24 protein-coding genes are annotated in these 26,473 nt (G+C 59.6%); 9 read left to right on the top strand and 15 right to left on the bottom strand.

The features are described 5' to 3' along the window. Positions 1 to 6 precede the first annotated feature (6 nt). The 4 genes from ACM561_RS07740 to dusB form a co-directional block, all read right to left on the bottom strand. Positions 7 to 2,277: an ATP-binding protein gene (locus tag ACM561_RS07740; RefSeq protein WP_425909218.1), complete on the bottom strand. Its 2,271-nt coding sequence runs from the start codon at positions 2,275 to 2,277 to the stop codon at positions 7 to 9. A 181-nt stretch (positions 2,278 to 2,458) separates the two neighbouring features. After that, positions 2,459 to 3,898 carry a nitrogen regulation protein NR(I) gene (ntrC, locus tag ACM561_RS07735; protein ID WP_425909216.1) on the bottom strand — a complete coding sequence of 480 codons (1,440 nt, stop codon included), beginning with the start codon at positions 3,896 to 3,898 and terminating at the stop codon, positions 2,459 to 2,461. 7 nt (positions 3,899 to 3,905) lie between these two features. Next, entirely contained in the window at positions 3,906 to 5,081 is a 1,176-nt protein-coding gene (locus tag ACM561_RS07730) for a two-component system sensor histidine kinase NtrB (RefSeq protein ID WP_425909214.1), read from the bottom strand. After that, a complete protein-coding gene (gene dusB / locus ACM561_RS07725; RefSeq protein ID WP_425909212.1) occupies positions 5,078 to 6,127 on the bottom strand; it encodes a tRNA dihydrouridine synthase DusB in 1,050 nt (349 codons plus the stop codon). The genes ACM561_RS07730 and dusB overlap by 4 nt, the downstream gene beginning before the upstream one ends. 194 nt (positions 6,128 to 6,321) lie before the next feature. Here dusB and ACM561_RS07720 point away from each other — a divergent pair, with 194 nt between their 5' ends. Further along, positions 6,322 to 7,518 carry a bifunctional 2-C-methyl-D-erythritol 4-phosphate cytidylyltransferase/2-C-methyl-D-erythritol 2,4-cyclodiphosphate synthase gene (locus tag ACM561_RS07720; RefSeq protein ID WP_425909210.1) on the top strand — a complete coding sequence of 399 codons (1,197 nt, stop codon included), beginning with the start codon at positions 6,322 to 6,324 and terminating at the stop codon, positions 7,516 to 7,518. A 1-nt stretch (position 7,519) separates the two neighbouring features. Further along, positions 7,520 to 8,146: a CinA family protein gene (locus tag ACM561_RS07715; protein ID WP_425909208.1), complete on the top strand. Its 627-nt coding sequence runs from the start codon at positions 7,520 to 7,522 to the stop codon at positions 8,144 to 8,146. Positions 8,147 to 8,158: 12 nt separating this feature from the next. Here the strand turns inward: ACM561_RS07715 and ACM561_RS07710 are convergent, their stop codons facing one another. Genes ACM561_RS07710 through lipA form a run of 3 tightly spaced genes read right to left on the bottom strand, consistent with a single transcriptional unit; the run spans position 8,159 to position 10,124 of the window. Next, entirely contained in the window at positions 8,159 to 8,626 is a 468-nt protein-coding gene (locus ACM561_RS07710) for a type II toxin-antitoxin system RatA family toxin (protein ID WP_425909206.1), read from the bottom strand. Beyond that, entirely contained in the window at positions 8,626 to 9,153 is a 528-nt protein-coding gene (locus ACM561_RS07705; protein ID WP_425909204.1) for an AAA family ATPase, read from the bottom strand. The genes ACM561_RS07710 and ACM561_RS07705 overlap by 1 nt, the downstream gene beginning before the upstream one ends. An 11-nt stretch (positions 9,154 to 9,164) precedes the next feature. Further along, entirely contained in the window at positions 9,165 to 10,124 is a 960-nt protein-coding gene (gene lipA, locus ACM561_RS07700) for a lipoyl synthase (RefSeq protein ID WP_425909676.1), read from the bottom strand. 126 nt (positions 10,125 to 10,250) lie between these two features. On the opposite strand from lipA, the gene ACM561_RS07695 reads away from it, so the two are divergent. Continuing rightward, a complete protein-coding gene (locus ACM561_RS07695; RefSeq protein WP_425909202.1) occupies positions 10,251 to 10,874 on the top strand; it encodes a DNA-3-methyladenine glycosylase in 624 nt (207 codons plus the stop codon). Here ACM561_RS07695 and ACM561_RS07690 read toward each other — a convergent pair. From ACM561_RS07690 to ACM561_RS07675, 4 genes are all read right to left on the bottom strand, one after another. Then, positions 10,855 to 12,021, bottom strand: coding sequence for a CynX/NimT family MFS transporter (locus ACM561_RS07690; protein WP_425909200.1), 1,167 nt, complete (start codon positions 12,019 to 12,021; stop codon positions 10,855 to 10,857). The genes ACM561_RS07695 and ACM561_RS07690 overlap by 20 nt on opposite strands. Further along, entirely contained in the window at positions 12,018 to 14,876 is a 2,859-nt protein-coding gene (locus ACM561_RS07685; protein ID WP_425909199.1) for a valine--tRNA ligase, read from the bottom strand. Before ACM561_RS07685 ends, ACM561_RS07690 begins: the two co-directional genes overlap by 4 nt. A gap of 200 nt (positions 14,877 to 15,076) precedes the next feature. Next, positions 15,077 to 15,733 (bottom strand): DUF2497 domain-containing protein, encoded by a 657-nt coding sequence (locus tag ACM561_RS07680; RefSeq protein WP_425909197.1) that lies wholly within the window; start codon positions 15,731 to 15,733, stop codon positions 15,077 to 15,079. A gap of 287 nt (positions 15,734 to 16,020) precedes the next feature. Further along, positions 16,021 to 17,430, bottom strand: coding sequence for a TolC family outer membrane protein (locus ACM561_RS07675; RefSeq protein ID WP_425909195.1), 1,410 nt, complete (start codon positions 17,428 to 17,430; stop codon positions 16,021 to 16,023). Positions 17,431 to 17,945: 515 nt separating this feature from the next. Between ACM561_RS07675 and rpmG the strand changes: the two genes are divergently transcribed. Beyond that, positions 17,946 to 18,113, top strand: a complete 168-nt coding sequence (gene rpmG / locus ACM561_RS07670) for a 50S ribosomal protein L33 (protein ID WP_007603295.1) — start codon at positions 17,946 to 17,948, stop codon at positions 18,111 to 18,113. A 280-nt stretch (positions 18,114 to 18,393) separates the two neighbouring features. Here rpmG and ACM561_RS07665 read toward each other — a convergent pair whose 3' ends face one another. Both ACM561_RS07665 and ACM561_RS07660 read right to left on the bottom strand, forming a co-directional pair. Then, complete coding sequence (locus ACM561_RS07665) at positions 18,394 to 19,767, bottom strand: PleD family two-component system response regulator (protein WP_425909191.1); 1,374 nt, start codon at positions 19,765 to 19,767, stop codon at positions 18,394 to 18,396. A gap of 10 nt (positions 19,768 to 19,777) precedes the next feature. Next, positions 19,778 to 20,143 (bottom strand): response regulator, encoded by a 366-nt coding sequence (locus ACM561_RS07660; protein ID WP_011314701.1) that lies wholly within the window; start codon positions 20,141 to 20,143, stop codon positions 19,778 to 19,780. A gap of 228 nt (positions 20,144 to 20,371) precedes the next feature. Here ACM561_RS07660 and ACM561_RS07655 point away from each other — a divergent pair, with 228 nt between their 5' ends. Together ACM561_RS07655 and ACM561_RS07650 are read left to right on the top strand one after the other, a co-directional pair. Next, positions 20,372 to 20,674 carry a DUF3572 domain-containing protein gene (locus ACM561_RS07655; RefSeq protein ID WP_425909189.1) on the top strand — a complete coding sequence of 101 codons (303 nt, stop codon included), beginning with the start codon at positions 20,372 to 20,374 and terminating at the stop codon, positions 20,672 to 20,674. Beyond that, positions 20,671 to 21,963, top strand: a complete 1,293-nt coding sequence (locus ACM561_RS07650; protein ID WP_425909188.1) for a DNA polymerase IV — start codon at positions 20,671 to 20,673, stop codon at positions 21,961 to 21,963. The genes ACM561_RS07655 and ACM561_RS07650 overlap by 4 nt, the downstream gene beginning before the upstream one ends. A gap of 88 nt (positions 21,964 to 22,051) precedes the next feature. Here ACM561_RS07650 and ACM561_RS07645 read toward each other — a convergent pair whose 3' ends face one another. Continuing rightward, positions 22,052 to 22,939, bottom strand: a complete 888-nt coding sequence (locus tag ACM561_RS07645; protein ID WP_425909187.1) for a cell envelope integrity EipB family protein — start codon at positions 22,937 to 22,939, stop codon at positions 22,052 to 22,054. Between the two features lie 229 nt (positions 22,940 to 23,168). Between ACM561_RS07645 and ACM561_RS07640 the strand changes: the two genes are divergently transcribed. The 3 genes from ACM561_RS07640 (at position 23,169) to ACM561_RS07630 (ending at position 25,797) form a co-directional block, all read left to right on the top strand. Beyond that, positions 23,169 to 23,636 (top strand): RidA family protein, encoded by a 468-nt coding sequence (locus ACM561_RS07640; protein ID WP_079446381.1) that lies wholly within the window; start codon positions 23,169 to 23,171, stop codon positions 23,634 to 23,636. A 5-nt stretch (positions 23,637 to 23,641) separates the two neighbouring features. Continuing rightward, positions 23,642 to 24,394 (top strand): glycerophosphodiester phosphodiesterase, encoded by a 753-nt coding sequence (locus ACM561_RS07635; RefSeq protein WP_425909185.1) that lies wholly within the window; start codon positions 23,642 to 23,644, stop codon positions 24,392 to 24,394. A gap of 158 nt (positions 24,395 to 24,552) precedes the next feature. After that, positions 24,553 to 25,797, top strand: coding sequence for a GNAT family N-acetyltransferase (locus tag ACM561_RS07630; RefSeq protein WP_425909183.1), 1,245 nt, complete (start codon positions 24,553 to 24,555; stop codon positions 25,795 to 25,797). 68 nt (positions 25,798 to 25,865) lie between these two features. Here ACM561_RS07630 and tsaA read toward each other — a convergent pair whose 3' ends face one another. Next, positions 25,866 to 26,357 carry a tRNA (N6-threonylcarbamoyladenosine(37)-N6)-methyltransferase TrmO gene (tsaA, locus tag ACM561_RS07625; protein ID WP_425909181.1) on the bottom strand — a complete coding sequence of 164 codons (492 nt, stop codon included), beginning with the start codon at positions 26,355 to 26,357 and terminating at the stop codon, positions 25,866 to 25,868. Between the last annotated feature and the right edge of the window lie 116 nt (positions 26,358 to 26,473).

Below are 26,473 nucleotides of genomic sequence, written 5' to 3'. Positions count from 1 at the left end.
GCAACCTCAGTCTTCGGTCACGTTATCGCCGTTAGTCGCTCCATCCTTGCTAATGGTTCCAGCATTCGCCTGCCCTGCGACGGCAAACCGCAACCGCATCCAGGCTCCCCGCGCCCCCGGCTTTATCGCCGAGGCGTCGTTGAGTTCGAGCTTGCCGCCATGGTCTTGCAAGACGCGCCCCACGATCGCTAGACCAAGGCCGGTGCCCTTCTCGCGTGTCGTTACGTAAGGCTCCAGCAGCCGCGCGCGCGCAACTTTCGGCAAGCCAACACCATTATCGATCACGTCAATGACGATGTCGTCTTCTTCCTGCGCCGCGACAACATCGATCCGGCCTTTTCCGAGTATCTCCGGCGGCACGGCTTCGATAGCTTCGGCTGCGTTCTTGATGATATTGGTCAGTGCCTGTGAGATCAGCCGCCGATCAAACTTCGCGCGCATCGGTTCATGCCTGATGTCGGCTTCAATATCGATCTCGGGATGCCCAACACGCATGAGAAAAACTGTCTGGCGGACTGTATCGGCGACATCCTCTCCTTCCATCACAGGCTTCGGCATTCGCGCGAAACGCGAAAACTCATCGACCATCCGCCTGATATCCTCGACCTGACGCACGATCGTATCGGTGCACTGCTCGAAAATCGGCTTGTCTTGGGTGATCGCCTTGCCGAATTTGCGGCGGATGCGTTCGGCCGACAGTTGGATCGGCGTCAATGGATTTTTGATTTCATGAGCGATTCGTCGCGCCACGTCGCCCCAGGCAGACGTGCGCTGCGCGGTCACCAGCTCCGTGATATCGTCCAAAGTAATGATGTAACTGTCACGTGATTGACTGGTTTGCTCGGCACTGACGCGTACCGAGACATTGCGCTCATTGCCGTCCCGATTAAGGGTAATCTGGCCCTGCACCAGCCGCTGCGTCCCTTCCCTCGCCGTTTGCATGAGATCGCTCAGCTCAGGTACCACCTCGGACAACGGATGCCCCAGAGTTTCCGATTCCGAATGGCCGATCAGTTTCTCCGCCGAGCGGTTCAGGATGCGGATGGTGTTGGCGCCGTCGACGCCGATGATGCCGGCGCTGGCCGACGACAATACCGCCTCGATGAAACGGCGCCGGCTGTCGATCAGGCCGCTCGCGCTAACGAGTTCGTCGCGCTGGGTTCGCAACTCGGCCGTCATCTTATTGAAGGTTTCACCGAGCTGCGCCAGATCTCCTTCGGATTTCAGGACAGGTACCTGCACGTTCAGGTCGCCAGTAGACACGAGATTGGCCGCATTCATCAAGCGTCGGACTGGTGCGACGAACCGGTCGGCGAAGTTCAGGCCAAGCAATACCGACGCCATCAGAATGGTCAGCGCGATCACGGCGAACATCAGCGCGAGCGCCACCTGGATGCCGAGGCGCCGAGCCTCAATCGTGGCGTATACAGCAAGGCTTGATTCGGTCTGTTTCAATTGCGCGACGACGTAGGGGTCGAGCAGTCTTGCGACATAAAGAAAAGTGTCCTGGAACGCGCTCAGGCGAATGACGGCGGCGACATAGTTTGCCTCCGGAATTAACGCGACCTGCGGATCGTCCTCGTTGACATTCTTGAGAAAGTCGGGGTTCGGTGTGTCGTAGGCCAGCTTGATTCCGGTTTGCGCCGATACAAGCATGTGGCCTTCTTTATCAATCAGCATCGCACCCCGAAGGTTGCGGGCATTGGCGCTCGAGGTCAGGAGCTGGAGAAATGTCTTGCGGTCCTGGTCGTATAACGGCCGCGCATTGGAGATGTCATTGGCCATGCCGAGAATGTCGCCCCGAATCAGTTGGGCGTGTTCGTTCGCATAGGCGTGTGCGACGATCCGCGAGTTCTCAATGACCTCCTTGATCGGTCCTGAAAACAGACGGTCGAGTCCCCGATCGATCGTGATGCTGGCAACGACCGAGACCACGACCGCCGGCAGCACGGCAATGACCGAGAACAGACCGACCACCTGAACATGCAGCTTCGCGGCGGCGCGACCGCGGCGGCGTGCTTGCACGACACGCCAGACTTCGCGAGCGATAATGCCGACGAGCAGAAGAATGATGCCCGCGTCTATCAGCAGAAACGTGATGACAACTCGGTGGGTCGGCTCGATCGGCGTGAGACGAACCAAAACCACAAACGTCAGGAATGCCGATAGCAACGCTAGGCCAATCCCGACCGGCGCCAATAGCCGGCGCATGGTCCAGCCGCGCGACTCGGCGAGTGTCGGATCGTGTGATGGAACCGGCGTGTCTGCTGTGGTCATTCGCGAGAAGGTTGAGTGTTGAGGCTGGCGTCGGTCAAACCAGCGAACTGATGCAATCGTACAACAATGTTGCACAATTGAGACATTTCCGCGGCGCAAACATCGGGCGCGAACCGGCAAAACAACTGGAATCGTCAATCAAACGTGAGCAGTGGAAAACTGACCGGATAGCCCCCCGCTTCTACCCTGCGGACCGGTAGACTTGGATGTCCAGATCGCGAATTTTTTTGCGGAGCGTGTTGCGGTTCAAACCTAGAAGGTCGGCTGCCCGGATCTGGTTGCCATGGGTAGCCGTCAGCGCGGCGGTGAGAAGCGGAACCTCAATCTCCCTGAGAACGCGGTGGTACAAGCCCGGCGGCGGGAGCCCATTCGGGAAGCTGGCGAAAAGCGACGACAGGTGCATTTCGACGGCGCCACTGAGACCGTTGATACTATTTCCGCCGATTCCGGAGGCCACCGCAGGTGATGCAAGTTCGCAATCGATCACCGGGCCGGTGATGATATCTTGCGGGTAGAGCGCCGCAAGCCTGCGCGCCAGGTTTTCCAGCTCGCGGACGTTGCCGGGCCAGCGGTGCCGCTTCAAGCGCTCGAGCGCAAGCGTGTCTAGCTTCTTGGGCGGCAGTCCATCCCTTTCAGCGAGGACAAAGAAGTGCCGGATAAGATCCGGCAGATCCTCGATGCGTTCGCGGAGCGGCGGCAGGCGCAGCGGTACCACGTTAAGGCGGAAAAAAAGATCCTCGCGAAATAGCCCCTGCTGGATCAGGATACGGAGATCCTTGTTGGTTGCCGCAACGATGCGGACATCCGTCTTGATGGCGGTCCTTCCTCCGACGGTGGAATATTCACCCTGCTGAAGCACGCGGAGCAGACGTGTCTGCGCCTCCATCGGCATATCGCCGATTTCATCGAGGAAGAGGGTCCCTCCTTCTGCCTGCTCGAAACGGCCTGACGCGCGGGCGTTTGCACCCGTGAACGCGCCGCGTTCGTGGCCGAACAATTCCGACTCGATAAGGTCGCGGGGAATTGCCGCCATATTCACGGCGACGAAGGGGCCGTTGCGACGCTTGCCGTAGTCGTGAAGCGCGCGCGCGACCAGTTCCTTGCCGGTGCCGGACTCGCCGGAGATCATCACGGTCAGGTCGGTCTGCATCAGCCGCGCCAGCACACGATAGATTTCCTGCATGGCGGGGGATCGACCGATCAACGGAAGGGAATCGCATTCGTTCTCGTCGCTGCCGGTGGCCGCGCGCTCCTTGGGCTCAGCAAGCGCGCGGCCCACGATTGCGATCAGCTCCTTGAGATCGAACGGTTTGGGGAGATATTCATATGCACCGCGCTCGGAAGCGCGGACCGCCGTCATGAAAGTGTTCTGCGCGCTCATCACAATGACCGGTAAGTTCGGCCTGATTTTCTTGATGCGCGGCAGCAGATCGAAAGCGTTCTCGTCCGGCATCACCACGTCAGTGATGACGATATCTCCTTCGCCCTGGCTGACCCATCGCCACAGCGTTGCGGCATTTCCCGTCAAGCGCACATCATATCCAGCACGCGACAAAGCCTGATTGAGCACCGTGCGGATGGCTCCATCGTCATCGGCGATAAGTATGTTGGCTGGAGGCATTTTGTCCTCATACTGGATGGCGTGCGGCGCGTGACGACATTCCGGATGCGGTAACGTCATTGCCAAGCTGGTCTACTGGACTGGAATCGAACATCGGTAGCAGGATCCGGAAGGTGGTCTTGCGCGGCTGCGACTCGCACTCGACGATGCCACCGTGGTCCCCAACGATCTTAGCGACGAGCGCGAGGCCGAGCCCGCTCCCGGTCTGCTTGGTTGTTACGAATGGATCGAACAGGTTCGGAAGCAGGTCCTCCGCTACGCCGGGGCCGTTGTCCTTGACGCAAAATTCCAGCGGCAGCGAAACCCGCGCTTTCTTGCCCGGGAGGGAAAGGTGCAAGCCTGGGCGGAATGCGGTCGTGAACTGGATTTCCCCCTCTTCTCCGAGATCAGAAATGGCCTCCGCAGCATTTTTGACAAGGTTCAGAAAGATCTGAACCAGCTGATCCCGGTCGGCGAGGACCGGCGGAAGCGACGGATCGTAATCCTCGGTGAATCTCACCTTTCGCGCGAAGCCCGACTGCGCGAGCCGTTTGACATGATCGAGGACAGCGTGAATGTTGACTGGCCCCCACCTCATCGGCCGCTCGTCGCCGAATACCTCCATGCGATCAACCAGCGTGACGATGCGGTCCGCCTCGTCGCAGATCAGGCGGGTCAGCATTCGGTCGTCCGGCGTCGCCCCCTGTTCGAGAAGCTGCGCCGCGCCGCGAATGCCGGAGAGCGGGTTCTTGATCTCGTGAGCGAGCATGGCCGCAAGCGCAATCACCGAGCGCGCCGCGCTACGATGGGTCAGCTGCCGATCCATCTTGTCAGCGATGGTGCGCTTTTGGATCATCACCACCACATGAGCGGGCCGTTCCGTCAGGGGCGCGACATGCAAGTCGACCTGACGATCCCGGCCGATCCTCGGCGTGCCGAGATCGACCTTGAACTCGTTTACAGGCGCACCGCTCTCACGAACCTGATCGATCAGGGTCAGGAGCGGGCTGCCGAAGGGGACAAGCTGCTTTAGCGGCTCGCGTTGCAGGAACTGCTTCGACATCTCGAAGAAGGACTCTGCCGCGATGTTGGCGTCGACGATCCGACCGTCGGGCGCGACCAGTAGCACGGGGTTCGGCAGTGCGTTGAGAATAGCCTCGCTATCGCTGGGCGCGACGCGCGGGCGCTGTGCGATCGAACTCATGCCGCAGCCCTCCACGCGAAGTCCTCGAACGCATCCGCCAGTGATCGCTGTACGCAGGCCGGATCATCAGCCTTCAGAATTTTCCCCCGCCAGGTCTTCAGGATCGGTGTTGGTACAGCACGAAGCGCTGCCGCCGTATCGAGCGCCCAGCCGAGATGTTTTCGCGCATGACGAAGCCCTATGCGCAGGCCGTAGTGCAGGAGCAGGTCGTCATAGAGCGTGCGGACATACGCCAACTGGTCCGCGAGCGGAGGATGCGGTTCTTCGATACCGGTTTCGAGCTGCCGCCCAATCTGACCAGGCATCCAGGGTCGGCCCTGCGCACCGCGCCCCACCATGACAGCATCGGCCCCCGACGCCTCCAACGCAGCGACGGCTGCATCGAACGACGTGATGTCGCCGTTGACGACGACGGGAATGCGGACCGCTTCTTTCACCGCTCGCACAGCCTGCCAATCGGCGTGACCCTTGTAGAACTGGCAACGCGTTCGGCCGTGAACCGTAATCATGTGCACGCCAGCGGATTCGGCGCGCTGGGCCAGCGAAGGCGCATTGAGCGAGCCATCGTCCCATCCGAGGCGCATTTTGAGTGTGACCGGGACTTTCACCGCGCCGACCGTCGCCTCGATCAGATCGAGGGCATGATCGAGATCGCGCATCAGCGCCGAACCAGACTGACCGCCTGTCACGTGGCGGGCGGGACAACCCATGTTGATATCGATGATGTCGGCGCCAGCTGCCTCGGCGATCCGGGCGCCTTCCGCCATCCAGCGCATCTCACAGCCGGCAAGCTGAACCACGTGTGGTCCGTGACCGGTGGCTTCACAGCGGAGCACGGACATAGGCCGACCCCGGACGAGATCGTCGCTGGCAGTCATCTCGGAAACAACGAGCCCTGCTCCCAACGCTTCAGCAAGGCGCCGGAAGGGCCGGTCCGTGATTCCCGACATCGGCGCAAGAAGAACGCGGTTGCAGATGGAAATACCTCCAACCGCGAATGGCTTGAGCCCTGATGACGGAGCAGGACCGGTCGGGCTCGTGCTCATGGTCCAACTACTCCGTCGCAGCCTCACTGACCGAAAATCAGCTTATTTATTAGGCAATATAGATACATGCCTATACAATAGACAGTTTCCGGTATCTTGCAACTGCGCTGCGACGATTAATTCGCCACCTGCAGTTTTGCTACCTTCATGGTAAGGGCTTGCTCAAACAACCTGATTCCTTCACAGCGATTCCAATGCTCACCTCAAAACGAACTGCCGCCATCATCGTTGCCGCTGGCCGGGGCCTGCGCGCTGGCGCTGGAGGCCCCAAACAATACCGGACAATTGGCGGACGAACCGTGATTTCGCGGGCGATGGAGGCGTTCTGCCAACACCCCGACGTATTTGCCGTTCAGCCGGTGCTCAATCCCGATGACCTTTCCATGTTCAATCAGGCCGTCGCCGGATTCCGCTATCGCCAGCCGGCGAATGGCGGTGCCACCCGCCAAGCCTCCGTTCGCGCAGGCCTCGAGGCATTGGCAGCCGACGCACCGGACATCGTGCTGATCCACGATGCCGCCCGCCCGTTCGTAACACCGGCACTGATCACGCGCGCAATCGACGCCGCGGATAAAGCCGGCGCGGCGGTGCCCGCTATTCCCGTTACCGACACCATCAAACAGGTTGATGCATCCGGCGCGGTCAACGCGACCCCCGACCGTGCAAAGCTGCGGATCGCGCAGACGCCGCAGGCATTCCATTTCGAGATGATTCTCGATGCGCATCGCCGGGCGGCACGCGACGGCCGCGACGATTTTACCGACGACGCCGCGCTCGCCGAGTGGGTAGGATTGACGGTTGCGACATTTGAGGGCGATGCTGCAAACATGAAACTAACGACTCCCGAAGATTTCGTGCGCGAGGAAGCGCGCCTCGCGGCATCGCTCGGCGACATCAGGACTGGCACGGGCTATGACGTGCACGCCTTCGGCGACGGCGATCACCTCATGCTGTGCGGTTTGAAGGTTCCGCACAATCGCGGTTTCCTGGCGCACTCCGATGGCGACGTCGGTTTGCACGCGCTTGTCGATGCCATTCTCGGAGCGCTCGCGGACGGCGACATTGGTTCGCATTTCCCTCCCAGCGATCCGCAGTGGAAGGGTGCGGCTTCCGATAAATTTCTGAAGTACGCTATCGACAAAGTTACGGCGCGCGGCGGCCGCATCGCCAATCTCGAAGTCACCATGATATGCCAACAGCCGAAGATCGGACCTCTGCGCGACCAGATGCGCGCTCGCATCTCGGACATCACTGGGGTCGCCATCTCGCGTATCGCTGTCAAGGCGACGACCAGCGAACGGCTCGGCTTCACCGGGCGTGAGGAAGGAATCGCGGCTACCGCCAGCGCCACCGTCCGCCTGCCGTGGAACGACAAGGGCTGGGACACCTGACATGAGCGGCAGCGACACACGCGCCCTGTCGCGTTCGCTGCTCGATCTTTGCCGGATGCGCAAGCTTACCATCGCAACGGCCGAATCCTGCACCGGCGGACTGGTCGCCGGGGCACTGACCGAGATTCCCGGCTCCTCGGACGTCATCGATCGCGGTTTCGTCACCTATTCCAATGACGCCAAGCGCGCGATGCTTGGCGTTAAATCCATCACGCTCGACAGTTTTGGCGCTGTCAGCAAGGAAACCGCGACCGCAATGGCAGTTGGCGCGCTGGAACGAGCCGGCACCGATCTGGCCGTCGCCATCACCGGGATCGCCGGTCCCGGCGGCGCGACACCCGGCAAGCCCGTGGGCCTTGTTCATTTCGCGGCCGCAGCGCGTGACGGCCGCATGATCCATCGCGAATTCCGCTTTGGTGCCATCGGTCGGAGTTCAGTACGGCAACGTTCGGTTGTCGAAGCCCTGCGGATGCTGATGGAATTAGCGCGCGGCCCGAAGCCACCTGCGAAAGTCCGCCGCGAAAGCGTTAGTCGATCACGACCGCGAGCAGCGCGTACGCCGGCGCGGCGCACTTCCGAGCGGCGGCGCACCGCAGGACCGGTGAAACCTTCTCCAAAGAAAACCTAAGACCGTATCGCGTCAACTTACCACCTTCGGCGAACCGTAGACAGCGTCGGCGCGTTTCTCGAATGCCGCTGCAAAGCGTTGGAACGCGGTGTCGAACATCGCGCCCATCAGCATTGCCAGCATCCGGCTCTTGAACTCATACGTGATGAAAAACACGACATCGCAGCCTTGATCCGGTTTCGGCTCAAACGTCCAGCGATTCTCCATGTGGCTGAACGGTCCGCGCAGGTATTCGACGAAAATTTTGAGGTTCGGCCGATCCAGCGTCACCCTGCTCGTAAAGGTCTCGCGCACCAGTTTGAACGACACGGTCATATCGGCGACCACGACCTCCTTACCGTCGGCCGCGGTGGTACGCTGACGCACCTTCAGCGACTGGCATAGCGGCACAAACTCCGGGTAGCGTTCGACGTCCGCCACCAGATCGAACATCTCGTTAGCGCTGTGACGAACGCGGCGTTTGCTTGAAAACAACGGCATCAGTGAACGCTCTCTGAAGCGGAAAGATCGTGCAGATAGCGATCTGCCTCAGATCGGCGCGTGAAGCGCATTAGGATCTGATCGGAGCGCAAGCCCTCAACGAAGCGCGCAAGCTGCGGACGCTGTTTTTGGCAGAAAGTCCAGACATAATGCAGAAAGTCGGCATCGAACCTTTCCGAACAGCCCGGCGACATCTCAGGCCTTACCCGTCCATGACCAGTCGCTGTTCTGATCATGACGCCGATCATACAGGTCATCCGCGGCAGATCTAACCAGACGACGGTGTCGGCGCGTTCACGTCGCAACATACCCGCGTGCGAGAGATAATTACCCTCCATGACCCAGTGCGGGGCATTTGTCGCTTCGGTCACGCGCCTGTCGAAGTCGGCGCCTTCGGATGGGGTCCAGCCGGATCTCCAAAACAGGGCGTCGAGCGATACCATGGGAACGTCCATGATCGACGAGAGCTTTTTGGCGAACATGGATTTGCCGGATCCCGGCGATCCCACGACCAGAACACGCTGCATGGCGAGACGGACTAGCGCGCCTGCGCGGCGCGCGCGGCCCGCAGCTTCGCAAAATCCTCACCGGCATGATGTGACGAACGAGTCAGCGGGCTCGCCGATACCATCAGAAAGCCCTTGGTGTAGGCGACGGTCTCATAATTCGAAAACTCCTCCGGCGTGACATAGCGTATCACGGCGTGATGCTTGCGGGTCGGCTGCAGATACTGTCCGATGGTGAGAAAGTCGACATCGGCCGACCGCAGATCGTCCATCACCTGCAAGACTTCATGACGCTCCTCGCCAAGCCCAACCATGATGCCTGACTTGGTGAATATCGCCGGATCGATCTCCTTCACCCGCTGCAGCAGGCGGATCGAGTGAAAATAGCGCGCACCTGGCCGGACGGTGAGATAGCGCGACGGCACGGTTTCGAGATTGTGGTTGAAGACGTCGGGCTTCGCCGCCACGACCCTTTCCAGCGCCCCCTTCTTGCGGAGGAAATCCGGCGTCAGGATTTCGACGGTGGTGGTCGGGCAACGCTCGCGTATCGCGTGAATTGTCTCGGCAAAATGCCCTGCCCCACCGTCGTCGAGATCGTCGCGATCAACGGATGTGACGACAACGTGGGCCAGACCCAGTTTGCGCGTCGCCTCGGCCACATATTCGGGCTCCGAAGCCTGCAACGCGACCGGCATACCCGTCTTGACGTTGCAGAATGCGCAGGCGCGGGTGCAGGTGTCGCCCATGATCATGAAGGTCGCGTGCTTCTTGTCCCAGCACTCGCCGATGTTCGGGCAGCCGGCCTCTTCGCACACCGTGACGAGACCGTTCTCCTTGACTATCCGGCGCGTGTCCGAATAGCCGCGCGTGTTCGGCGCGCGTACGCGAATCCAGTCCGGCTTTGGCGGCGACAACGCGTCCGGCCGGTTGATCTTTTCCGGATGCCGTGGCCGGACGGGGTCGGCGGAAACCGTATCGAGGATGACGACCATGGAATGATCCGGTTGTGCAGGAGACTTTAGGTAATCTGCGCGACGCAGGGCTGCAACCCGCTTCGCCAGATCAGTCAGATATGTAACATATCCCATTATGACCCGACCGCCCGCCTGCATTGGAAAATGACTCTAAATCCATCCCCATCCGACGGTCTGACGCCGCCTGCTCTCGGCAAGCCGATCAAACGCGGGTTTTTCAGTCGCAGCGTGCATGACGTGGCACCCGACCTGATCGGCGCGACCCTGCTGGTCGAAGGCATCGGCGGCATCATCGTCGAAGTGGAGGCCTATCATCACACCGAGCCAGCCGCGCACTCCCATCGAGGACCGACGCCGCGGAACATAGTGATGTTCGGCCCGCCTGGATTTGCCTATGTCTATCGCTCTTACGGCATCCACTGGTGCGTGAACTTCGTCTGCGAAATGGATGGCTCTGCCGCCGCGGTTCTGATCCGCGCGCTACAGCCAACCCACGGCATTCCAGCGATGCGACGCCGGCGCGGGCTGCATGACGAGCGCCTCTTATGTTCGGGGCCAGGCAAATTATGCCAGGCGCTCGGCATATCGATTGCGCATAACGCGCTGCCGCTCGATACGCCTCCTATCGCCATATTTCAGCGCGCAGACGGGGTTGAAGTCGTCGCCGGCGTGCGCATCGGCATTACCAAGGCCGCCGACCTGCCATGGCGATACGGACTGAAAGAATCGAAATTCCTTAGCAAGCCGTTCAAGAACGCTGGGTTCTGAAATCGATTCCAAATGGCAGCACGATCATCGGTACGACGGCAAGACCGATCGGCACGAACGCAAAGGCGGCATTCCCCGTGATATCCCAGACCATCCCTCCGACGATGGAGATCAGCATGGCGATCCCGTAACCGATCGTGAACATTCCGGCCGAGTTGTGAGGCACGTCATCGGGAGCGACGAGCAGAGCCGGCAACGTCAGCACAAGTGTCAGGCCCACGGCGCAGGTGAAGCCCACCAGCGCCGCCGAGCCGACGATCACCCAGAGACTTGTACTCGTCGCGACGCCGAGGACAGAAAGCAGGCCGAGCACGCCGCAAAGAATGAGCGGCCATCTTTTCCGCTCCAGGCGACTCGCCATCAGCATAAGGAGGACCGACCCCGGCAACTGCCCGAGGTTGAGCGCCGATAGCGCAGGCCCAATCAACTCAGTATGACCGGTTTGCAGCAGCAGGCCCGGCAGAAACGCGTTTGTGCAGAAATAGAGCTGGTTGTTCGCGCTGGCGACGAGGCCGACTTTCCAGAGCAGCGGATCTCGCCAGTCCGGCATCCAGCGGCTGTGTTGAGCAGATGTATGTTCGCCGTCCGGCCGCGCAACGAAGATGACTAGTGCGATCACTGCCGCCGCGATCGACCAGAGTTCGAGACTCCCGCGCCACCCACCTCCCAGCAAGAGCACGGCCACGGCTACGAGCACGACCGGAAAGATTTCGCCGCATAGCAAACCATTGGTGTAGACGGCTGTGGCAAAACCAATCCTGCGAGGAACCCACTGCCGCACCAGCGGCGGAAACGCCGGTTGCATCACAGCGACGCCCGCCGCCATCAGCGCTGTCGCCGCGAACAGAGTCATTGCGCCGACGGCAAAACCGCGTAGCGCCGATCCGACCGCTGCAATCAGGAGGCCGACCACAAGCGCCCTGACAGCGCCAACGCGCGCGATCAGCAGCGATCCGGGTACCGCGACAAGCGCGAACAAACTCACCGGAATGGCATTGAGAATCCCGACCTCTGTTCCTGACAGTGCAAGATCGGAAATGATAAGCGCCAGTACCGGCGGCACGGCAAGGATCGTGAGCCGCAACCCTACGCCCCCAAGCCATAGCAGACTCAAAGGGCGCAGTGATGACGGCCGAGCAGCACTCACTCAGCGGCCTTCAAACGCTCCAAAGCCTCGACAAATTTTGCCTTGCGTGCGACTGCGGCTTCCCGCTTTTCTTTTTCGTCCTCGACGATTTCTTCGGGCGCGTTGGCAACGAAATTCTGATCTGCAAGCTTGGATTCCACGCGATCGATGTCGGCGTCAGCCTTGGCGATTTCCTTCTCTAAACGCGTGCGCTGAGCGGCGACGTCGACGATGCCTTTTAACGGAAGCGCGGCAACTTCGCCGCGGATCAGCAGTTGCACGGCGCCTGCCGGTGCCTGGTCTGCGAATGAGATGTCCGCAAGCCGGGACATCCGCTTGATGACATCACTCCAGCGCTGCGCCCGCACCCTGCTTTCGGCGGATGCGCCTGCGAGCACCAGCGACGCCAGGGTTGCAGGTGGAATGTTCATCTCCGCACGGACCGAGCGAATGGCTGTGACGAGATCGACCACCCAACCGATCTCGGCTTCGGCAGCATCGTCGCGAAAATAGGGCTCCAACAGATCGGTCACCGGCTCTGGTCCAGCGAAGGGATCGGCGGCCGCGATCAGCGTCCGCTGCTTGAGGGTGAGATCTACCTTGTTTGGCCACTCCGTCAGGGTCAGCAATTGCTTCCGCGCCGAAGTTACCGCCCATAACTCCTCTGTGATGAACGGCATGAACGGATGTAAAAGCTTCAAAATTTCATCGCGGGCCCAAGCGACCATCGCGCGGGTCTCAGACTTGGCGGGGCCATCTTCGCCCAAAATTACAGGCTTTGCGAGTTCAAGATACCAATCGCAGTAGACGTTCCAGACAAAGCGGTAGACCGTGCCCGCGGCGTCATTGAAACGAGAGGATTCAATTGCCTCGGTGACCTCGCACGTCGCGCGCGCAGTCTCATGGACAATCCATCGATTGAGCGTTTCAGTCGCGGCGGTCGGATCAAACTGCGCAGGAACGACACAATCGTTCATCTCCGCGAAGCGGCACGCGTTCCAAAGCTTGGTCGCGAAATTGCGATAGCCTTCGACCCTCTGCGGAGACAACTTGATATCGCGGCCCTGCACCGCCATTGCGGCGAGCGTGAAGCGCAGCGCATCCGCGCCGTATTTATCGACCAGATGCAGAGGATCAATGACGTTGCCCCTCGACTTCGACATCTTGGCGCCCTTCTCGTCGCGAACGAGCGCGTGGATGTAAACGGTCGCAAACGGGGCTTCCTTCATGAAATAGATGCCCATCATCATCATTCGGGCAATCCAGAAGAAGATGATATCGAACCCGGTGACGAGCACGCTGGTCGGATAGTAACGTTTCAACTCCGGCGTCTCATCGGGCCAGCCGAGCGTCGAGAACGGCCACAACGCCGAAGAAAACCAGGTGTCGAGCACGTCTTCGTCTCGCGTAATGAAGCCATCACGCTTTGCCGGATCGCTCGCCATTTCGGCGCCTTGCTCGACGGTGATGACACCTTGCTCAACGTAAAAGCCGAGCGCATGGCCGATCGCTTCTTCCTCCGTCTCTGCGACAAACACCTTGCCGTCCGGACCATACCAGGCCGGAATCTGATGACCCCACCAGAGCTGCCTCGAAATACACCAGGGCTGGATGTTCTCCATCCACTCGAAGTAGGTCTTCTCCCAGTTCTTCGGCACAAATGTTGTTTCGCCCGAACGAACGGCGGACATCGCGGGCCGCGCCAGTTCCTTGGCGTCAACGTACCATTGGTCAGTCAGATACGGTTCGATGACGACGCCGGAGCGGTCACCGTGTGGTACTGTGTGCGCATGAGGCTCGATCTTGTCGAGAAAACCGAACTCTTCGAGACGCGCCACGATCGCCTTGCGCGCGGCGAAGCGATCCAAGCCGTCGAATTCTTCAGCCAGAATCAACGCGCCAGCCGGAAGGCCGCGCAGAAAATCCTCGTTGTTGGATAGCGTCAGCCGGCCTTCGCGATCGAGCACACTGATTTGCGGCAGGCGGTGGCGCTTTCCAACCTCGAAATCATTAAAATCGTGGGCCGGAGTAATTTTGACTGCGCCGGTGCCCTTCTCCGGATCGGCATAGTCGTCGCCGATGACCGGAATGATCCTGCCGACCAAAGGCAGCACGACGTTGCAATCGATCAAGTGTTCGAGCTTCTCATTGTCCGGATGCACGGCGACGGCAGTATCGCCCAACATCGTCTCCGGCCGTGTGGTGGCGACGACGACATAGGTTGAAGGATCACTCGGATCGAAGTTCTTACCCTCGACCGGGTAGCGCAGATGCCACAGGCTACCCTTCACCTCGACCTGGTTCACCTCGAGATCGGAGATCGCGGTGAGCAGTTTCGGATCCCAATTAACCAGCCGCTTGTCCTTGTAGATCAAGCCGGCGCGATGCAGTTCGACAAAAACTTTGGCAACCGCGCGTGACAGCCCTTCGTCCATGGTGAAACGCTCACGCGACCAATCGCAGGACGCACCGAGCCGTTTCAACTGGTTGACGATAACGCCGCCACTCTCGGCCTTCCACTGCCAAACCCGCTCGAGAAACCTGCCGCGGCCCATGTCGCGGCGGCCGGGCTCCTTCCGTTCCGCCAACTGCCGCTCCACCACCATCTGAGTCGCGATGCCGGCGTGATCGGTACCTGGCTGCCATAAAACGTCGCGGCCACGCATCCGCTCGAAGCGACACAGCACGTCCTGTAAGGTGTTGTTCAGCGCGTGCCCCATGTGCAACGAGCCGGTGACGTTCGGCGGCGGAATGACGATCGTGAACGGCTCAGCCTCGCGGCGTTCAGGCTGGCCGGCTTTGAATGCACCGGCCTCTTCCCAAACGCGGGACATTCGATTTTCAATATCAGAGGGCTGGTAGGTTTTTTCGATCATGGCAATGCAATCACCGTCGGGGCGTTTCAGGTCAATTCACGGAATATATCCTCTGACCGCTAAAAGCCTTTCAGGGCGCATCAAGTCAACAAGACCGCCGAATAAACCGGCCATGGAGCGCAGATGTGAGCTCAAGGACGTCAGGAGAGCGGGACTTTCCCCGCTCCAATAGCCGCGGCTTTCCCGGCTACGGGAATGGATTACGGACGACCGCGCGAGACCCGCTCGATTTCAGCCTTGACGATGCGTTCCACCAGCCCCGGCAGGTTGTCATCGAGCCAGGACTTCAGCATCGGGCGCAGCATCTCCTTGACGAGGTCCTCAAGGGTGCGGGCGTTATTCGTCAGCACCGTACTGGCAAGCGAGCTGAAGGCCGTTTCGACGGCGGAAACCGTCGAATGCGACAGAATTTCCGCTGCTGCGGCATTTAGACTGGACGGTCGAGCCGCGGTGGCGGGATCCGGTGGGATAGCCGGAACCTGCGCAATTTCGGCGAATTCCAAATCGTCCTGAGGCTCGATCTTCTGAAAAGCGGCTTGCGTTGCATTCGGCACGGCCATCTCATCCGTCAGTTCAAACACCTCCTCAGCCTGGGCGGGCCGGACTTCCTCCTCCGCGGTTGCGGCGTCGAAGTTCGCAAGCATCGCGTCAATATCGTCCTGGCTGTTGGCGCCGTCAGCGTTTGCGGGAGGTGCCGGCTTAGGGACCGAACTGACAGATCCAGGTTTTGCTACGGCTGCGTCAGCAGCGACGGTCTTTCCAGACGCCGCGGGCTTCTCATCGTCCGCTATAATGCGGCGGATCGACGCCAGAATCTCCTCCATAGAGGGCTCTTGGACCTTTGCAGGCTGCGTCATGTCCAACTCCACATCTGTCACGATCCTGGCCAGCGCGTTGGCCTCAAGCGAAAAAGGATTTTTCCGGCTCCAGATGCGGCCGCCGATTTCGATCGCAACCGGATTTGTTCCCCGAGAAAGCGTTGTGAACCGGTGACAATATCGATTCTCCGCGCGAACTTCCGCGGCAAGACCGATAGATAAACGCCGACTATCGCCCGAATCGCTTCATGCCCTTGCATCAAGGTATGGCATGGCAACAACTGATTGCAAGCAACGGACTGTGAACGCGGCTGCCGTCGGCGCGATCACTGTCCATCCGGCGTACGCATACCCACCCAACTGTCGCGAACCTGATGGTAGTGGACACTCGGATCGTACACCGTGGTGTTTAGCTTAAGCACCTGCGGCGACAACCGACCAACGGCATTCAAAACCGCATAAGAGGCAACCACACGATCGTGTTGAGCAGTCACCAGGGCAACGCGCGCGCTGACGAGCGTCTGTTGCGCGACCAACACGTCGAACGTGGTCCGTTGCCCGGCCTTGGCCTCTTCGCGGATGCCGTTGACCGCAATCTCGGATGCCTCAACCTGCGCCTGCGCCGACTTCACCTGCAATTTGGTCGCAACGAGCTGGCCCCACGCCTGCACTACGCTGGCGCGTGCCTGGGTGCGGACCAATTCGAGGGTGAGACGTTGTTGCGCCAGCGTTTCCTTGGACTGGCGGATCAGCGAATATTCAGCGCCACCCTGATAGATCGGCACCGATACCTGTGCGATCGCAGATGCTAGGAGCTGTTTCGGCACCGTGAGCTGCTGGTTTTGGCCCTGTTGCACATTGGCCTGAAGGATCACGCTCGGGAACAGCGCACCCTCCGCAACCTTGACCAGCAAGTGACTGACGTCGATGCCATACATCGCTGCGGTCACATTGGGATTTTGGATAAGGCCGAGATCCACGGCACCCGCGAGCGTTGGAGGCAGGAAGCGATCGACCGGCGACCCCGGTGCCAATTGCGCCGGTTCGTTGCCGATGATGCGCTGAAAATTCGCGCGCGTGGTCGTGAGGGTGGATTCAGCGGCCATAAGCTGGGTGCGACCGGAGGCGAGTTGCGCTTCCGATTGCGCCACGTCGGTGCGGGTCACCTCGCCGACATTGAAACGATCACGCGTCTGCTTCAGCGTCTCCTCAAGCACGCGGACATTGCTGCGCTGAACTTCCACAATGGCGGAATCCCGCAGATAGTCCATATAGATGGTTGCGGCAGCGAGTAGTACGGTCTGCTCGAGAACCCTCAATCCCTCGCGCGCGGCCGAAACCTGTCCTTCCGCAGCACGGGTTCTGTTTGCAGTCTGGAAACCGTCGAATAGCGTCTGTGAAGCCGTGGCGCCGACAGCGAATGGTGTCTGATTACCCTTGATCCTCCCCAGTACGTTTCCCTGACCCGGCAGACCCTGGCTAAAGGTAATGTCGGTATGCTGAAAGCCGCCGCTCGTGGTTACGGCGACTTTGGGCCGATAGCCCGACAGGGCTTGGGGCACGCTCTCATCGGTAACGCGAACCGAGGCACGCTGAGCGTTGAGTTGAGGATTGCTCTGATAGGCTCGCACTAGTGCGGACTCGATGGTATCCGCGAAAACCCGTGTCGCCACCCCCGGCCACACGGTCGCAAGAGCCAACACAGCAGCTCCGGCCACCAGTCTCACACCACCCATCCGCGAAGTTCCATTCTTCATCTTATCAGACGTTAAGGCGGAGCCTCCACGCCGGATCATCCCCTCAAGTCGCTTTGTCCCCGTGCGAAACATATTCGCCGTCGGGGTGCTAAGGAAACCCCTTTGGGGCCGTTTCAGCGGAAACTCTACGTCTGGGGCGTTAGAGCCACACTTGACACTTCCGATTATATGAAGAGTCGAACCAGCCGCAGTCGAAGCTCATACCTTCAATTCTCCCGCCTTTCATAGAATTAAATGAACAAAATCCGAGAAATACACAAAAACTGACAATACGATATGACATCGATTGAAGAGCTTAATGTAATGGACTCATGCAGGACGGCTTCGAAAACCATAACACCTGCCTTCGGGCAGCGAATGTGCCCATCGTGGACTGATTTTTACGTCACCAGCCTCGAAATCCTTGACTTTCGATGTTTCGAGTCTAGTTTGCCGGCCAAATGCAGGCCTGATGCGGGCCGGCTTTTCCATTTCCCGACATCAAGGGTTTGCACATGGCCAAGGCGGTCACCATCAAGGTCAAGCTGGTTTCCAGTGCTGACACAGGCTTCTATTACGTAGCTAAAAAGAATTCGCGCACCATGACCGACAAGCTGGTCAAGAAAAAATACGATCCGGTCGCGCGCAAACACGTCGAATTCCGCGAAGCCAAGATCAAGTGACGATCACGTAAGATCGCTTCATCAGCGGTGAATTGAGCGGAGCTTTCGGGCTCCGTTTTGCGTTGGCTTGATGCCGCCTTCGTGTCACGGCTAGCGTTGCAGCCACCGGGACTCAGCCGAGTGCCACGCCATCGCCCATACGCAAAATGGACGCGCGTGCGTCATGTCTCGCCACCGTCTCGCTGGCACGACCGACGGCCAAGACGCACTTAAACGGTTGCAGATCGTTGATTCGACGATGCACCACACGCGGGATCAAAAATCGCATCGATATCAATGACTACGCCGCCTCCGCCACGACGCGGTTTCGGCCGTCATGCTTGGCGCGGTAAAGCGCGATATCGGCGCGCTTGAGAACGTCAGAGACAGGTTCCCCCTTCCGCTCCAGGGTTGATAGTCCGATCGAGATGGTCACCTTGATCCGCTTCGTCCCCTTGTGGACGGAGAACGGTTCGCCAGCAATCGCGCGGCGCAGACGTTCGGCCACCATGCTCGCCACATGCAGATCGGCCTCCGGCATCACGACCACGAACTCCTCTCCGCCGTAACGGCAGGCGAGATCGATGCCTCGAATGGTTTTGCGGATTCGCAGCGCGAACTCTCGCAGAACATCGTCACCGGCATCATGACCGTAGCTATCATTGATCGACTTGAAGTAATCTATATCGAGCATCATGAGCGCTAGTGACTTGCCCCGCAGCGAGGCCTGCTCGGCCAGCGTCGCCAGATGGCTTTCCATGTAACGTCGGTTGTGCAGCCCGGTCAGTCCGTCCGTGACAGCCATTTCGATCGAACTCTGCATGCTGTCACGCAGGTGAACGGTGTAGCGGCGGCGGCGGACTTGCGTGCGCGCGCGGGCAAGTAACTCGTTCTTGTCGATCGGCCGCATCAGATAATCATTGATGCCAATCTCAAGACCACGCAGCAATCGTCCGTTGCCGTCGGCATCAGTAACAGCCAGAATCGGAACGTGTCGCGTCCGCTCCAGCGAGCGCGCTTGACTGCACAACCGCAAACCGTCGAAATTTTCTAGCCCGAGCGAGACGATAAGGAGATCGTAATTGCTTTCGGCGGCACGAAACAGCGCTTCGGAGGGTTCGGTTTCGATATCAACGGTGTGTTCGGCGCTCAGCATCGATGCCAACCGCTCGTACGACGAGGGGCGGTCGTCGACCAACAGGATATGCCCGCCCTTCCCGCTATCACCAACCGCCTCGCGCTCCGGCGCCTGCACGCCGATTTCGAGCGAGGTCACGGCCCTCATGCGTAGTTCGTCGGTCATCATCTTCAGGCGCGTCAACGAACGGACCCTTGCGGTCAAAACCACATCCGATACCGGCTTTGTCAGGAAGTCATCGGCGCCGGCTTCGAGGCCACGCACGCGGTCGGACGGACTGTCCAACGCCGTCACCATCACCACCGGAATAAAATGGGTTGCCGGGTTTGCCTTCAGCCGACGGCAGACCTCAAAACCGTCCATGTCAGGCATCATCACGTCGAGGAGAATGATGTCGCACTCGGCACGGGCGCAGGTCTCCAGTGCTTGCGCGCCATTAGAAGCGGTTATGACGTCGAAATATTCCGCCGACAATCGTGCTTCAAGGAGCCGGACGTTGGCGGGGATGTCGTCGACGACCAGAACACGCGCAGACACTCTTATCTCCTCAACCCACGAACCGGCGGACGGTCTCGATGAACTTGCCAACCGAAATCGGCTTCGACAGGTAAGCCTCGCAGCCGCCCTCGCGGATACGTTCCTCGTCGCCTTTCATTGCAAATGCTGTCACAGCAACAACGGGGATCGCGCGCAGTTCGGGATCGTCTTTGATCCAGCGCGTGACATCGAGACCGGACACCTGCGGCAACTGAATATCCATGAGGACCAGATCGGGACGAAGTTTGCGAACCAGATCGAGCGCCTCGAAACCGTTGCTGGTCCCGGACGTGTGGTAACCATGAGCCTCCAACAGATCGCGAAAGAGCTTCATGTTAAGCTCGTTGTCTTCCACAATCAGGACCGTCTTGGCCACCCTGGCCCTCCAGTCGACTCGGTGCTCATCCACGCTGGTGAGCGAAAACATGCCGGCACAGCAATACTTATCCGCTAACTGAAGTTAGATTTGCACTAGAATTCGCTCTAAGCCGTTAAGACGTAAGACGATCTTTATGCGAGCGGATTAGCACTTGTTTGAAGGTTTCGGGACTCGGTCATGCTGGTTCCAAAGTAGAATTGATAGGTTACGGAAAGGCAAACGGTCGTGACGACAAAGCGTGTGCAAAACCCGCGCGAAGCAGCTGAATTGGTAGCAATTCAGGCCCTTTCGTTTGTCGCGGACGACGCCGAAATTTTAGGCCGATTTCTAGCCGAAACCGGAATCGGTCCTCAAACTCTGCGCAGCTCTGCCTCCGATCCGCACTTCCTCACCGGCGTGCTCGATTTCATGCTGCGCGATGACGCAACCGTGAAGGCCTTTTCGGAGTTCTCCGGACATCATCCCACCACTATCGCAGCCGCCCGGCTGGCGCTCAGCGAATCCTTTCAGAAACGCGACGTCCCGTGACCGCAGGTCCGTCGGATGATCCCTTATGCTTTTGCCGCGATTGTCTTGATGATCTCAGCTTTACGGCGCCCCGTTGCAGCGCGTGTGGCTCGCCCCGACTGGTGCGACATCGGACGCTACCGACACTGGCCCTCGCCCACATCGATTGCGACGCGTTCTACGCAACGGTCGAAAAGCGGGACAACCCGGCCTTAGCAGACAAACCCGTAATCGTAGGCGGTGGTCGGCGCGGAGTGGTTCTGGCCGCCTGCTATACTGCCAGGACGTATGGCGTGCATTCTGCAATGCCGATGTTCAAAGCCCTTGCGCTTTGCCCCTTCGCAACCGTGGTTCCGCCCGACATGGCGAAGTATGTGCGGGTCGGTCGCGAGGTGCGCACCACCATGCAGGCGCTGACGCCGCTGGTAGAGCCGCTGTCGATCGACGAAGCCTTTCTCGACCTGAGCGGCACCCGGCGTGTTCACGGCATGATTCCAGCCAAGGTGCTGGCGAAATTTGCAACCGACGTCGAACGCGAACTCGGCATCACGGTATCGGTCGGACTGTCGTGCAATAAGTTCCTCGCGAAGATCGCCTCTGACCTGGATAAGCCCCGCGGATTTGCGGCGCTCGATCAGGACGAAGCGTGCATTATGCTCGCGGACAAGCCGGTAAGTTTCATGTTCGGCGTCGGCCCGGCCACCCAGGAGCGTCTGTCGGAACGCGGCTTTCGGACAATCGGCGATCTGCAGCGTGCCAACGAAATGGAAATGATGAAGCAGTTTCCGGCCGAGGGCCGCCAATTGTGGCGGTTGGCACGGGGCATCGACGATCGGCGGGTGGTCGCAGATCGCGGCGCCAAAACCATCTCGAGCGAGACAACGTTCGAGTCCAACATCCGCGATTTCGCCACGCTCGAACGATTCCTCTGGCGGCTGTCGGAGAAGGTCTCCTCGCGACTGAAGGCAAGTGAGCTAGCGGGATCGACCATCACGCTGAAACTCAAGACCGCCGATTTCCGGCAACGGACCCGTTCGCAATCAATCCCCGTTTCGACGCAGCTTGCGGTAAAGATTTTCGCAACGTGCCGAGAAATGCTGACGAAGGAAATCGATGGCACAGCTTTCCGCCTGATGGGAATAGGCGTCAGCGCGCTCCGGGCGGAATCGCAAGCAAACACGGCCGATATGCTGGATCTTCGCTCAGCTCATGCTGAGCGGGCAATGGATGACCTTCGCAAGAAGTTCGGGAGCGCGGCCGTCATCCGCGGCCTGGCCTATGAAGGACCCGAAAAACCACGCCAGCAATAAGACAACGTCAGTAAAATGACTGGCTCATATTCCCAAAATACCCGGAAGCCATCGTTCGGGAGCATCCGTGAATATCTTTTGCCTGACATCACTTGCAGGGCCTGGCACTCCTGACATCGCTGACGTCGAATTTATCCATCGTCCCGGAAATCACGAAATCATTGTAGTCGAGCACCAACGCCCGCGACACGCCATCCTCGAACAGCTCGAAAGACATGGAGTAATTTGGGATCTGTTCACCGCCGGTACGTGCAGCGTCGCGTTCGTAGTAGCTGACAGTGACGGGCCATCGCGTCAGGGTCTTCATCTGACTATGGGTGGTCGATGGATCGGGCGACGATCTCGTCGCTTCCCCCCGTATGGGTTTTCCGATAACCGAAAAAGTGTTGTAGACTTTCTCACCGTTGTCGGCTCCGTCATACACGGTTAGCTCGAGCACCGACTTTCCTTCTTTTGCAGCCGCGATGATCCGCTGGATCTGTTCGGTCGGAAACACCGCCTTGCCGTCAACGGTGAACGTTTTGGTCGACGGCCGTTTCAGTTTCACGGTAATCTTGTCACCAGTGCGTTCAGCGACTCCGTCAACCTCGCTCTGATCGTTATCGTTCATGCGAGTCATAATCTTGAAACGGTAAGTCCTTCCCTCCGCGTCCTCCCAGCTCGTGGACTGCATATCGCTCAACGTGGTTTTACCTTCGCCGTTGTCCATTTCTGAAACTTGCCTGAAATCAGACGTATAGCCCTCGCAAGTGCTTCCGGAAAACTTGTAAAGGATTCGTCCGCGGGCGCTGTCCAGGGAGGTGCTGCCACGAGACTTCGCCAGGCTCAAATTATACAGAGCCTGGTGGGATAGAAACGGAACGCCGGCAGCGGCGTGCGCGGCATCACCAGATGTCGGCAGGAACGCAGCGGCTCCAGTCGCCGCCAGAAACCCTGACCAAAGCCACAAAGCGGAGCGATGGAAATGATGGCGCATATCGTCTCTCGATGGATCGAATCCGACCATAGTCACCGCTCCATTGCGCTGCAACTGGGGAGGTACAGCCGCACACTGCGATTTGCGGCCTATCCCGAAAGTTTGATCGCCCGTCAGGAAATTCCGGATACTTGCCCGAACTCGGCATCGGCTTGCATGTCGTACGACGATAGGCGAGATAGGCTCCTCAACGGATTTCGAGTGGAACATCCATTACGGGGGGTCTGACATGGCAGGAGTGATTGAGCAGAAGTTGGCCGCGCAGGGCATCACCCTGCATGAACCAGCATCGCCCGTGGCGAATTACGTCGGCTTTGTCCGTACCGGTAACCTGTTGTTCGTATCCGGACAGCTCTGCCTCGATTCCGACGGCAACTTGATCGCGAAGGGCAAGCTGGGCGCAGGCGTTACCGTTGAAGAGGGCAACGCCGCTGCGCGCGGCTGCGCCCTCAATCTGCTGGCGCAGGTCAAAGCCGCGCTCGGCGATCTCGACAAGGTTGTCCGCGTCGTCAGACTGGGCGGCTTCGTCAACTCAGCTCCCGATTTCCTCGATGGACCCAAGGTGTTGAATGGCGCATCGGATCTGATGGTTGCAGCGTTCGGCGACAAGGGGCGCCATTCACGCAGCACCGTCGGCGTCGCCTCCCTTCCAGCAGATGCGGCGGTCGAAATCGAAGGCCTGTTCGAAGTTGCCTGACTCTGATGCGCGCACCCGACTGGCTGACAGCACGCCCGATCGCCCACCGCGGTCTGCATGACCACGCTCGCGGCATCGTGGAGAACATGCCTGAGGCGATCCGGGCGGCCATCGCCGGAAACTTCAGCATCGAGGTGGACATCCAGCTTACCGCCGACGGTGAGGCCATGGTCCACCATGATGATGAACTCGGCCGACTGACCGAGGGATCGGGAGCCTTGCAGACCCAGACCGTGGCCGAACTCAAGCGGGTCGTTTTCAAGAACACGTCAGAAAGAATGATGTCGCTCGCGGAACTCTGCGCGATGGTCAGCGGCCGTGTACCGTTGCTGATCGAGGTCAAAAGTCATTTCGATGGCAGCACGCGGCTGGTACGACGCATGGCGGAGGTGCTGTCCGGCTATGACGGGCCAGCAGCCGGTATGTCCTTCGACCCGGATCAGGTCATGGCGATGCGCGAATTGATGCCGTCGCGCCCGCGCGGTATCGTCGCCGAGCGCCACTATACCGCAGCCGATTGGCCCGATGCGACGCCGGACCAGCGCGCGGCGATGACCCATCTGCGTCATGCCTTTCGCACCCAACCGCATTTTGTGGCTTACAACGTGAACGAACTTCCAGCTCTGGCACCATGGATTGCAAGAAACTTTTTCAGATGTCCCTTGCTGACGTGGACGGTGCGCACTGCGGAACAGCGTACTCGTGCCGCAAGACACGCCGATCAGATGATCTTCGAGGGTTTCCACCCGAACATATGATCCGGCGACCCTTGACCTTGTCCACATCGCGTCCAACCTCTGATGTCGTGCGATGGAATCAAAGGTGTCTCCATAGGTTTGATTTGACGTGTTTTTTCACGATAATCCGGCGTCCGCTTCTTCGCTCGGAAACGCTATAGGACCAGTTCAGCCCCTTGATGTCATCATCCGAAATATCGCTCGCAGCCGTTGGATCCGTCAGCGAAATTCCGGCTGGCGACTGGGATGCTTGCGCCAATCCGGCGGTCGCTCCCAGCGACGTGTCCGACAGCACAACCTCCACGCCACCTCAAAATTCATTTTCAAGTTCAAAAGAAACATACAATCCATTCGTTTCGCATGCCTTTTTCTTGGCTCTTGAAGAATCGAACTCGGCTTGCTCCCGAACCGGTTGGGGGCCGCGCCATTTGATCGCGCGCCAAAATGGAGCAATCGTAGGTCTCGTTCCCTGCTATCTGAAGTCACACTCGCAAGGTGAATATGTCTTCGATCACGGCTGGGCAAATGCCTACGAAAGCGCCGGGGGACGCTATTATCCCAAGCTTCTGGCTTCGGTTCCGTTTACGCCGGCTACCGGTCCGCGGCTTCTGATCTGCCCCGGCAACGACCAAGCGGCCGTCTGCGCCGCGTTGGCCGGTGGCCTCGTCGGCTTGTGTGACGCGACCCGCACGTCGTCGGTCCACGTCACTTTTGCCCGCAAGGAAGAATGGGCGTTCCTCGCTGAGAACGGATTCCTCCAGCGTACCGACCAGCAGTTTCATTGGCAGAATAATGGCTATTCCAGTTTCGAGGACTTCCTCGCCAGCCTCAACTCGCGACACCGCAAGGCGATCCGCCGTGAACGTCGTGATGCGCTGGCCAACGGCATCACCATCCACGTCCTCACCGGCAGCGATCTCACAGAGGAAATCTGGGACGCTTTCTTTCAATTCTATATGGAAACGGGATCGCGAAAGTGGGGCCGGCCCTATTTGACCCGGCCGTTCTACTCCCTGATCGGCGAAAACATGGGCCGGGATATCGCTCTGATCATGGCCCGGCGTAACGGCCGCTGGATCGCAGGCGCCATCAACTTCATCGGTTCAGACACGCTGTTTGGACGACACTGGGGCGCCATCGAGCATCATCCTTTTCTGCATTTCGAGGTCTGTTATTATCAGGCGATCGATTTTGCCATCCATCGTCGCTTGAAAACCGTGGAGGCTGGCGCTCAAGGCGAGCATAAGATCGCGCGCGGTTATCTTCCGCAGACCACCTACTCGGCGCACTATATTGCCGATCCGGGGCTGCGCCGCGCGGTGGGTGACTACCTCAATCGCGAACGTCAGTATGTCGCCGCAGCGGCCAGCGAACTTACGGAGGCCGCCCCATTTCGCAAGACCGAAGACGACGGCGTCTCATGACGTCCTGAGCACAGGCATCGGGAGGTTATGACTGGCTACTGATCCCAGCCTGCGGGAAAACTGAACCGTCAGCCGGTTTCGAAATCGCCATCCTGCGGCGGAGCAATCGGCGTGAATTGGCAGCGGTTCGGCTTGATGTCGATCAACGGCGTTTCGTCGAGGCAATCCAGTCCGCGCACCAGCACGGTCGATCCCTCGATGCCGACCAGCTTGACCAGCGACGTTCCCAGCGGATTGGGACGCACCGGGGATCGTAACGAAAACGTACCGTGGGTCGCGCCACTGCTTTTTGGGGTCTGTAGCACGATGTCGCGACGCGAAAGGTGCAACCAGTAGATGACTTCGATGCTCGTGTATCGATCGAGCCCCTGCAATGCAGGCTTCCAGGGATCGAAAATCTCGAGCCGGCAAACCGGGCCGTCCTCGCGCCCCTGACGCGGTGTCTTGAGCCGAGACGTCCACGGCGTGCGAATTCGGCCGATGAACACCAGCCCGGCGTCGGTCGTCGGCGGTACCTCGACGACCAACTCTCCCTCTCGTACCTCGTATTCACGCACCATTGTCGACAGCTCCTGGAATCCTAAATAGCAATCGGACCGTTATTCATCGCAAAGCATAACCAATGATGACGCAAGGTGCGCGTGTCGAATAGCGTCGCGCACCGCCCTGGATGCCG

Source organism: Nitrobacter sp. TKz-YC02 (assembly GCF_049852135.1).
Classification (GTDB): Bacteria; Pseudomonadota; Alphaproteobacteria; order Rhizobiales; family Xanthobacteraceae; genus Nitrobacter; species Nitrobacter vulgaris.
Note: the sequence above shows the minus strand (reverse complement) of the source record. Positions and strands in the feature narration are given on the sequence as shown.

What these genes read in the sequence shown, in the direction of transcription:
- ACM561_RS07740 (WP_425909218.1), bottom strand. Translation starts at nt 2,277, where the DNA reads ATGACCACAGCAGACACGCCGGTTCCATCACACGATCCGACACTCGCC.
- ntrC (WP_425909216.1), bottom strand. Translation starts at nt 3,898, where the DNA reads ATGCCTCCAGCCAACATACTTATCGCCGATGACGATGGAGCCATCCGC.
- ACM561_RS07730 (WP_425909214.1), bottom strand. Translation starts at nt 5,081, where the DNA reads ATGAGTTCGATCGCACAGCGCCCGCGCGTCGCGCCCAGCGATAGCGAG.
- dusB (WP_425909212.1), bottom strand. Translation starts at nt 6,127, where the DNA reads ATGAGCACGAGCCCGACCGGTCCTGCTCCGTCATCAGGGCTCAAGCCA.
- ACM561_RS07720 (WP_425909210.1), top strand. Translation starts at nt 6,322, where the DNA reads ATGCTCACCTCAAAACGAACTGCCGCCATCATCGTTGCCGCTGGCCGG.
- ACM561_RS07715 (WP_425909208.1), top strand. Translation starts at nt 7,520, where the DNA reads ATGAGCGGCAGCGACACACGCGCCCTGTCGCGTTCGCTGCTCGATCTT.
- ACM561_RS07710 (WP_425909206.1), bottom strand. Translation starts at nt 8,626, where the DNA reads ATGCCGTTGTTTTCAAGCAAACGCCGCGTTCGTCACAGCGCTAACGAG.
- ACM561_RS07705 (WP_425909204.1), bottom strand. Translation starts at nt 9,153, where the DNA reads ATGCAGCGTGTTCTGGTCGTGGGATCGCCGGGATCCGGCAAATCCATG.
- lipA (WP_425909676.1), bottom strand. Translation starts at nt 10,124, where the DNA reads ATGGTCGTCATCCTCGATACGGTTTCCGCCGACCCCGTCCGGCCACGG.
- ACM561_RS07695 (WP_425909202.1), top strand. Translation starts at nt 10,251, where the DNA reads ATGACTCTAAATCCATCCCCATCCGACGGTCTGACGCCGCCTGCTCTC.
- ACM561_RS07685 (WP_425909199.1), bottom strand. Translation starts at nt 14,876, where the DNA reads ATGATCGAAAAAACCTACCAGCCCTCTGATATTGAAAATCGAATGTCC.
- ACM561_RS07680 (WP_425909197.1), bottom strand. Translation starts at nt 15,733, where the DNA reads ATGACGCAGCCTGCAAAGGTCCAAGAGCCCTCTATGGAGGAGATTCTG.
- ACM561_RS07675 (WP_425909195.1), bottom strand. Translation starts at nt 17,430, where the DNA reads ATGGGTGGTGTGAGACTGGTGGCCGGAGCTGCTGTGTTGGCTCTTGCG.
- rpmG (WP_007603295.1), top strand. Translation starts at nt 17,946, where the DNA reads ATGGCCAAGGCGGTCACCATCAAGGTCAAGCTGGTTTCCAGTGCTGAC.
- ACM561_RS07645 (WP_425909187.1), bottom strand. Translation starts at nt 22,939, where the DNA reads ATGCGCCATCATTTCCATCGCTCCGCTTTGTGGCTTTGGTCAGGGTTT.
- ACM561_RS07640 (WP_079446381.1), top strand. Translation starts at nt 23,169, where the DNA reads ATGGCAGGAGTGATTGAGCAGAAGTTGGCCGCGCAGGGCATCACCCTG.
- ACM561_RS07635 (WP_425909185.1), top strand. Translation starts at nt 23,642, where the DNA reads ATGCGCGCACCCGACTGGCTGACAGCACGCCCGATCGCCCACCGCGGT.
- ACM561_RS07630 (WP_425909183.1), top strand. Translation starts at nt 24,553, where the DNA reads ATGTCATCATCCGAAATATCGCTCGCAGCCGTTGGATCCGTCAGCGAA.
- tsaA (WP_425909181.1), bottom strand. Translation starts at nt 26,357, where the DNA reads ATGGTGCGTGAATACGAGGTACGAGAGGGAGAGTTGGTCGTCGAGGTA.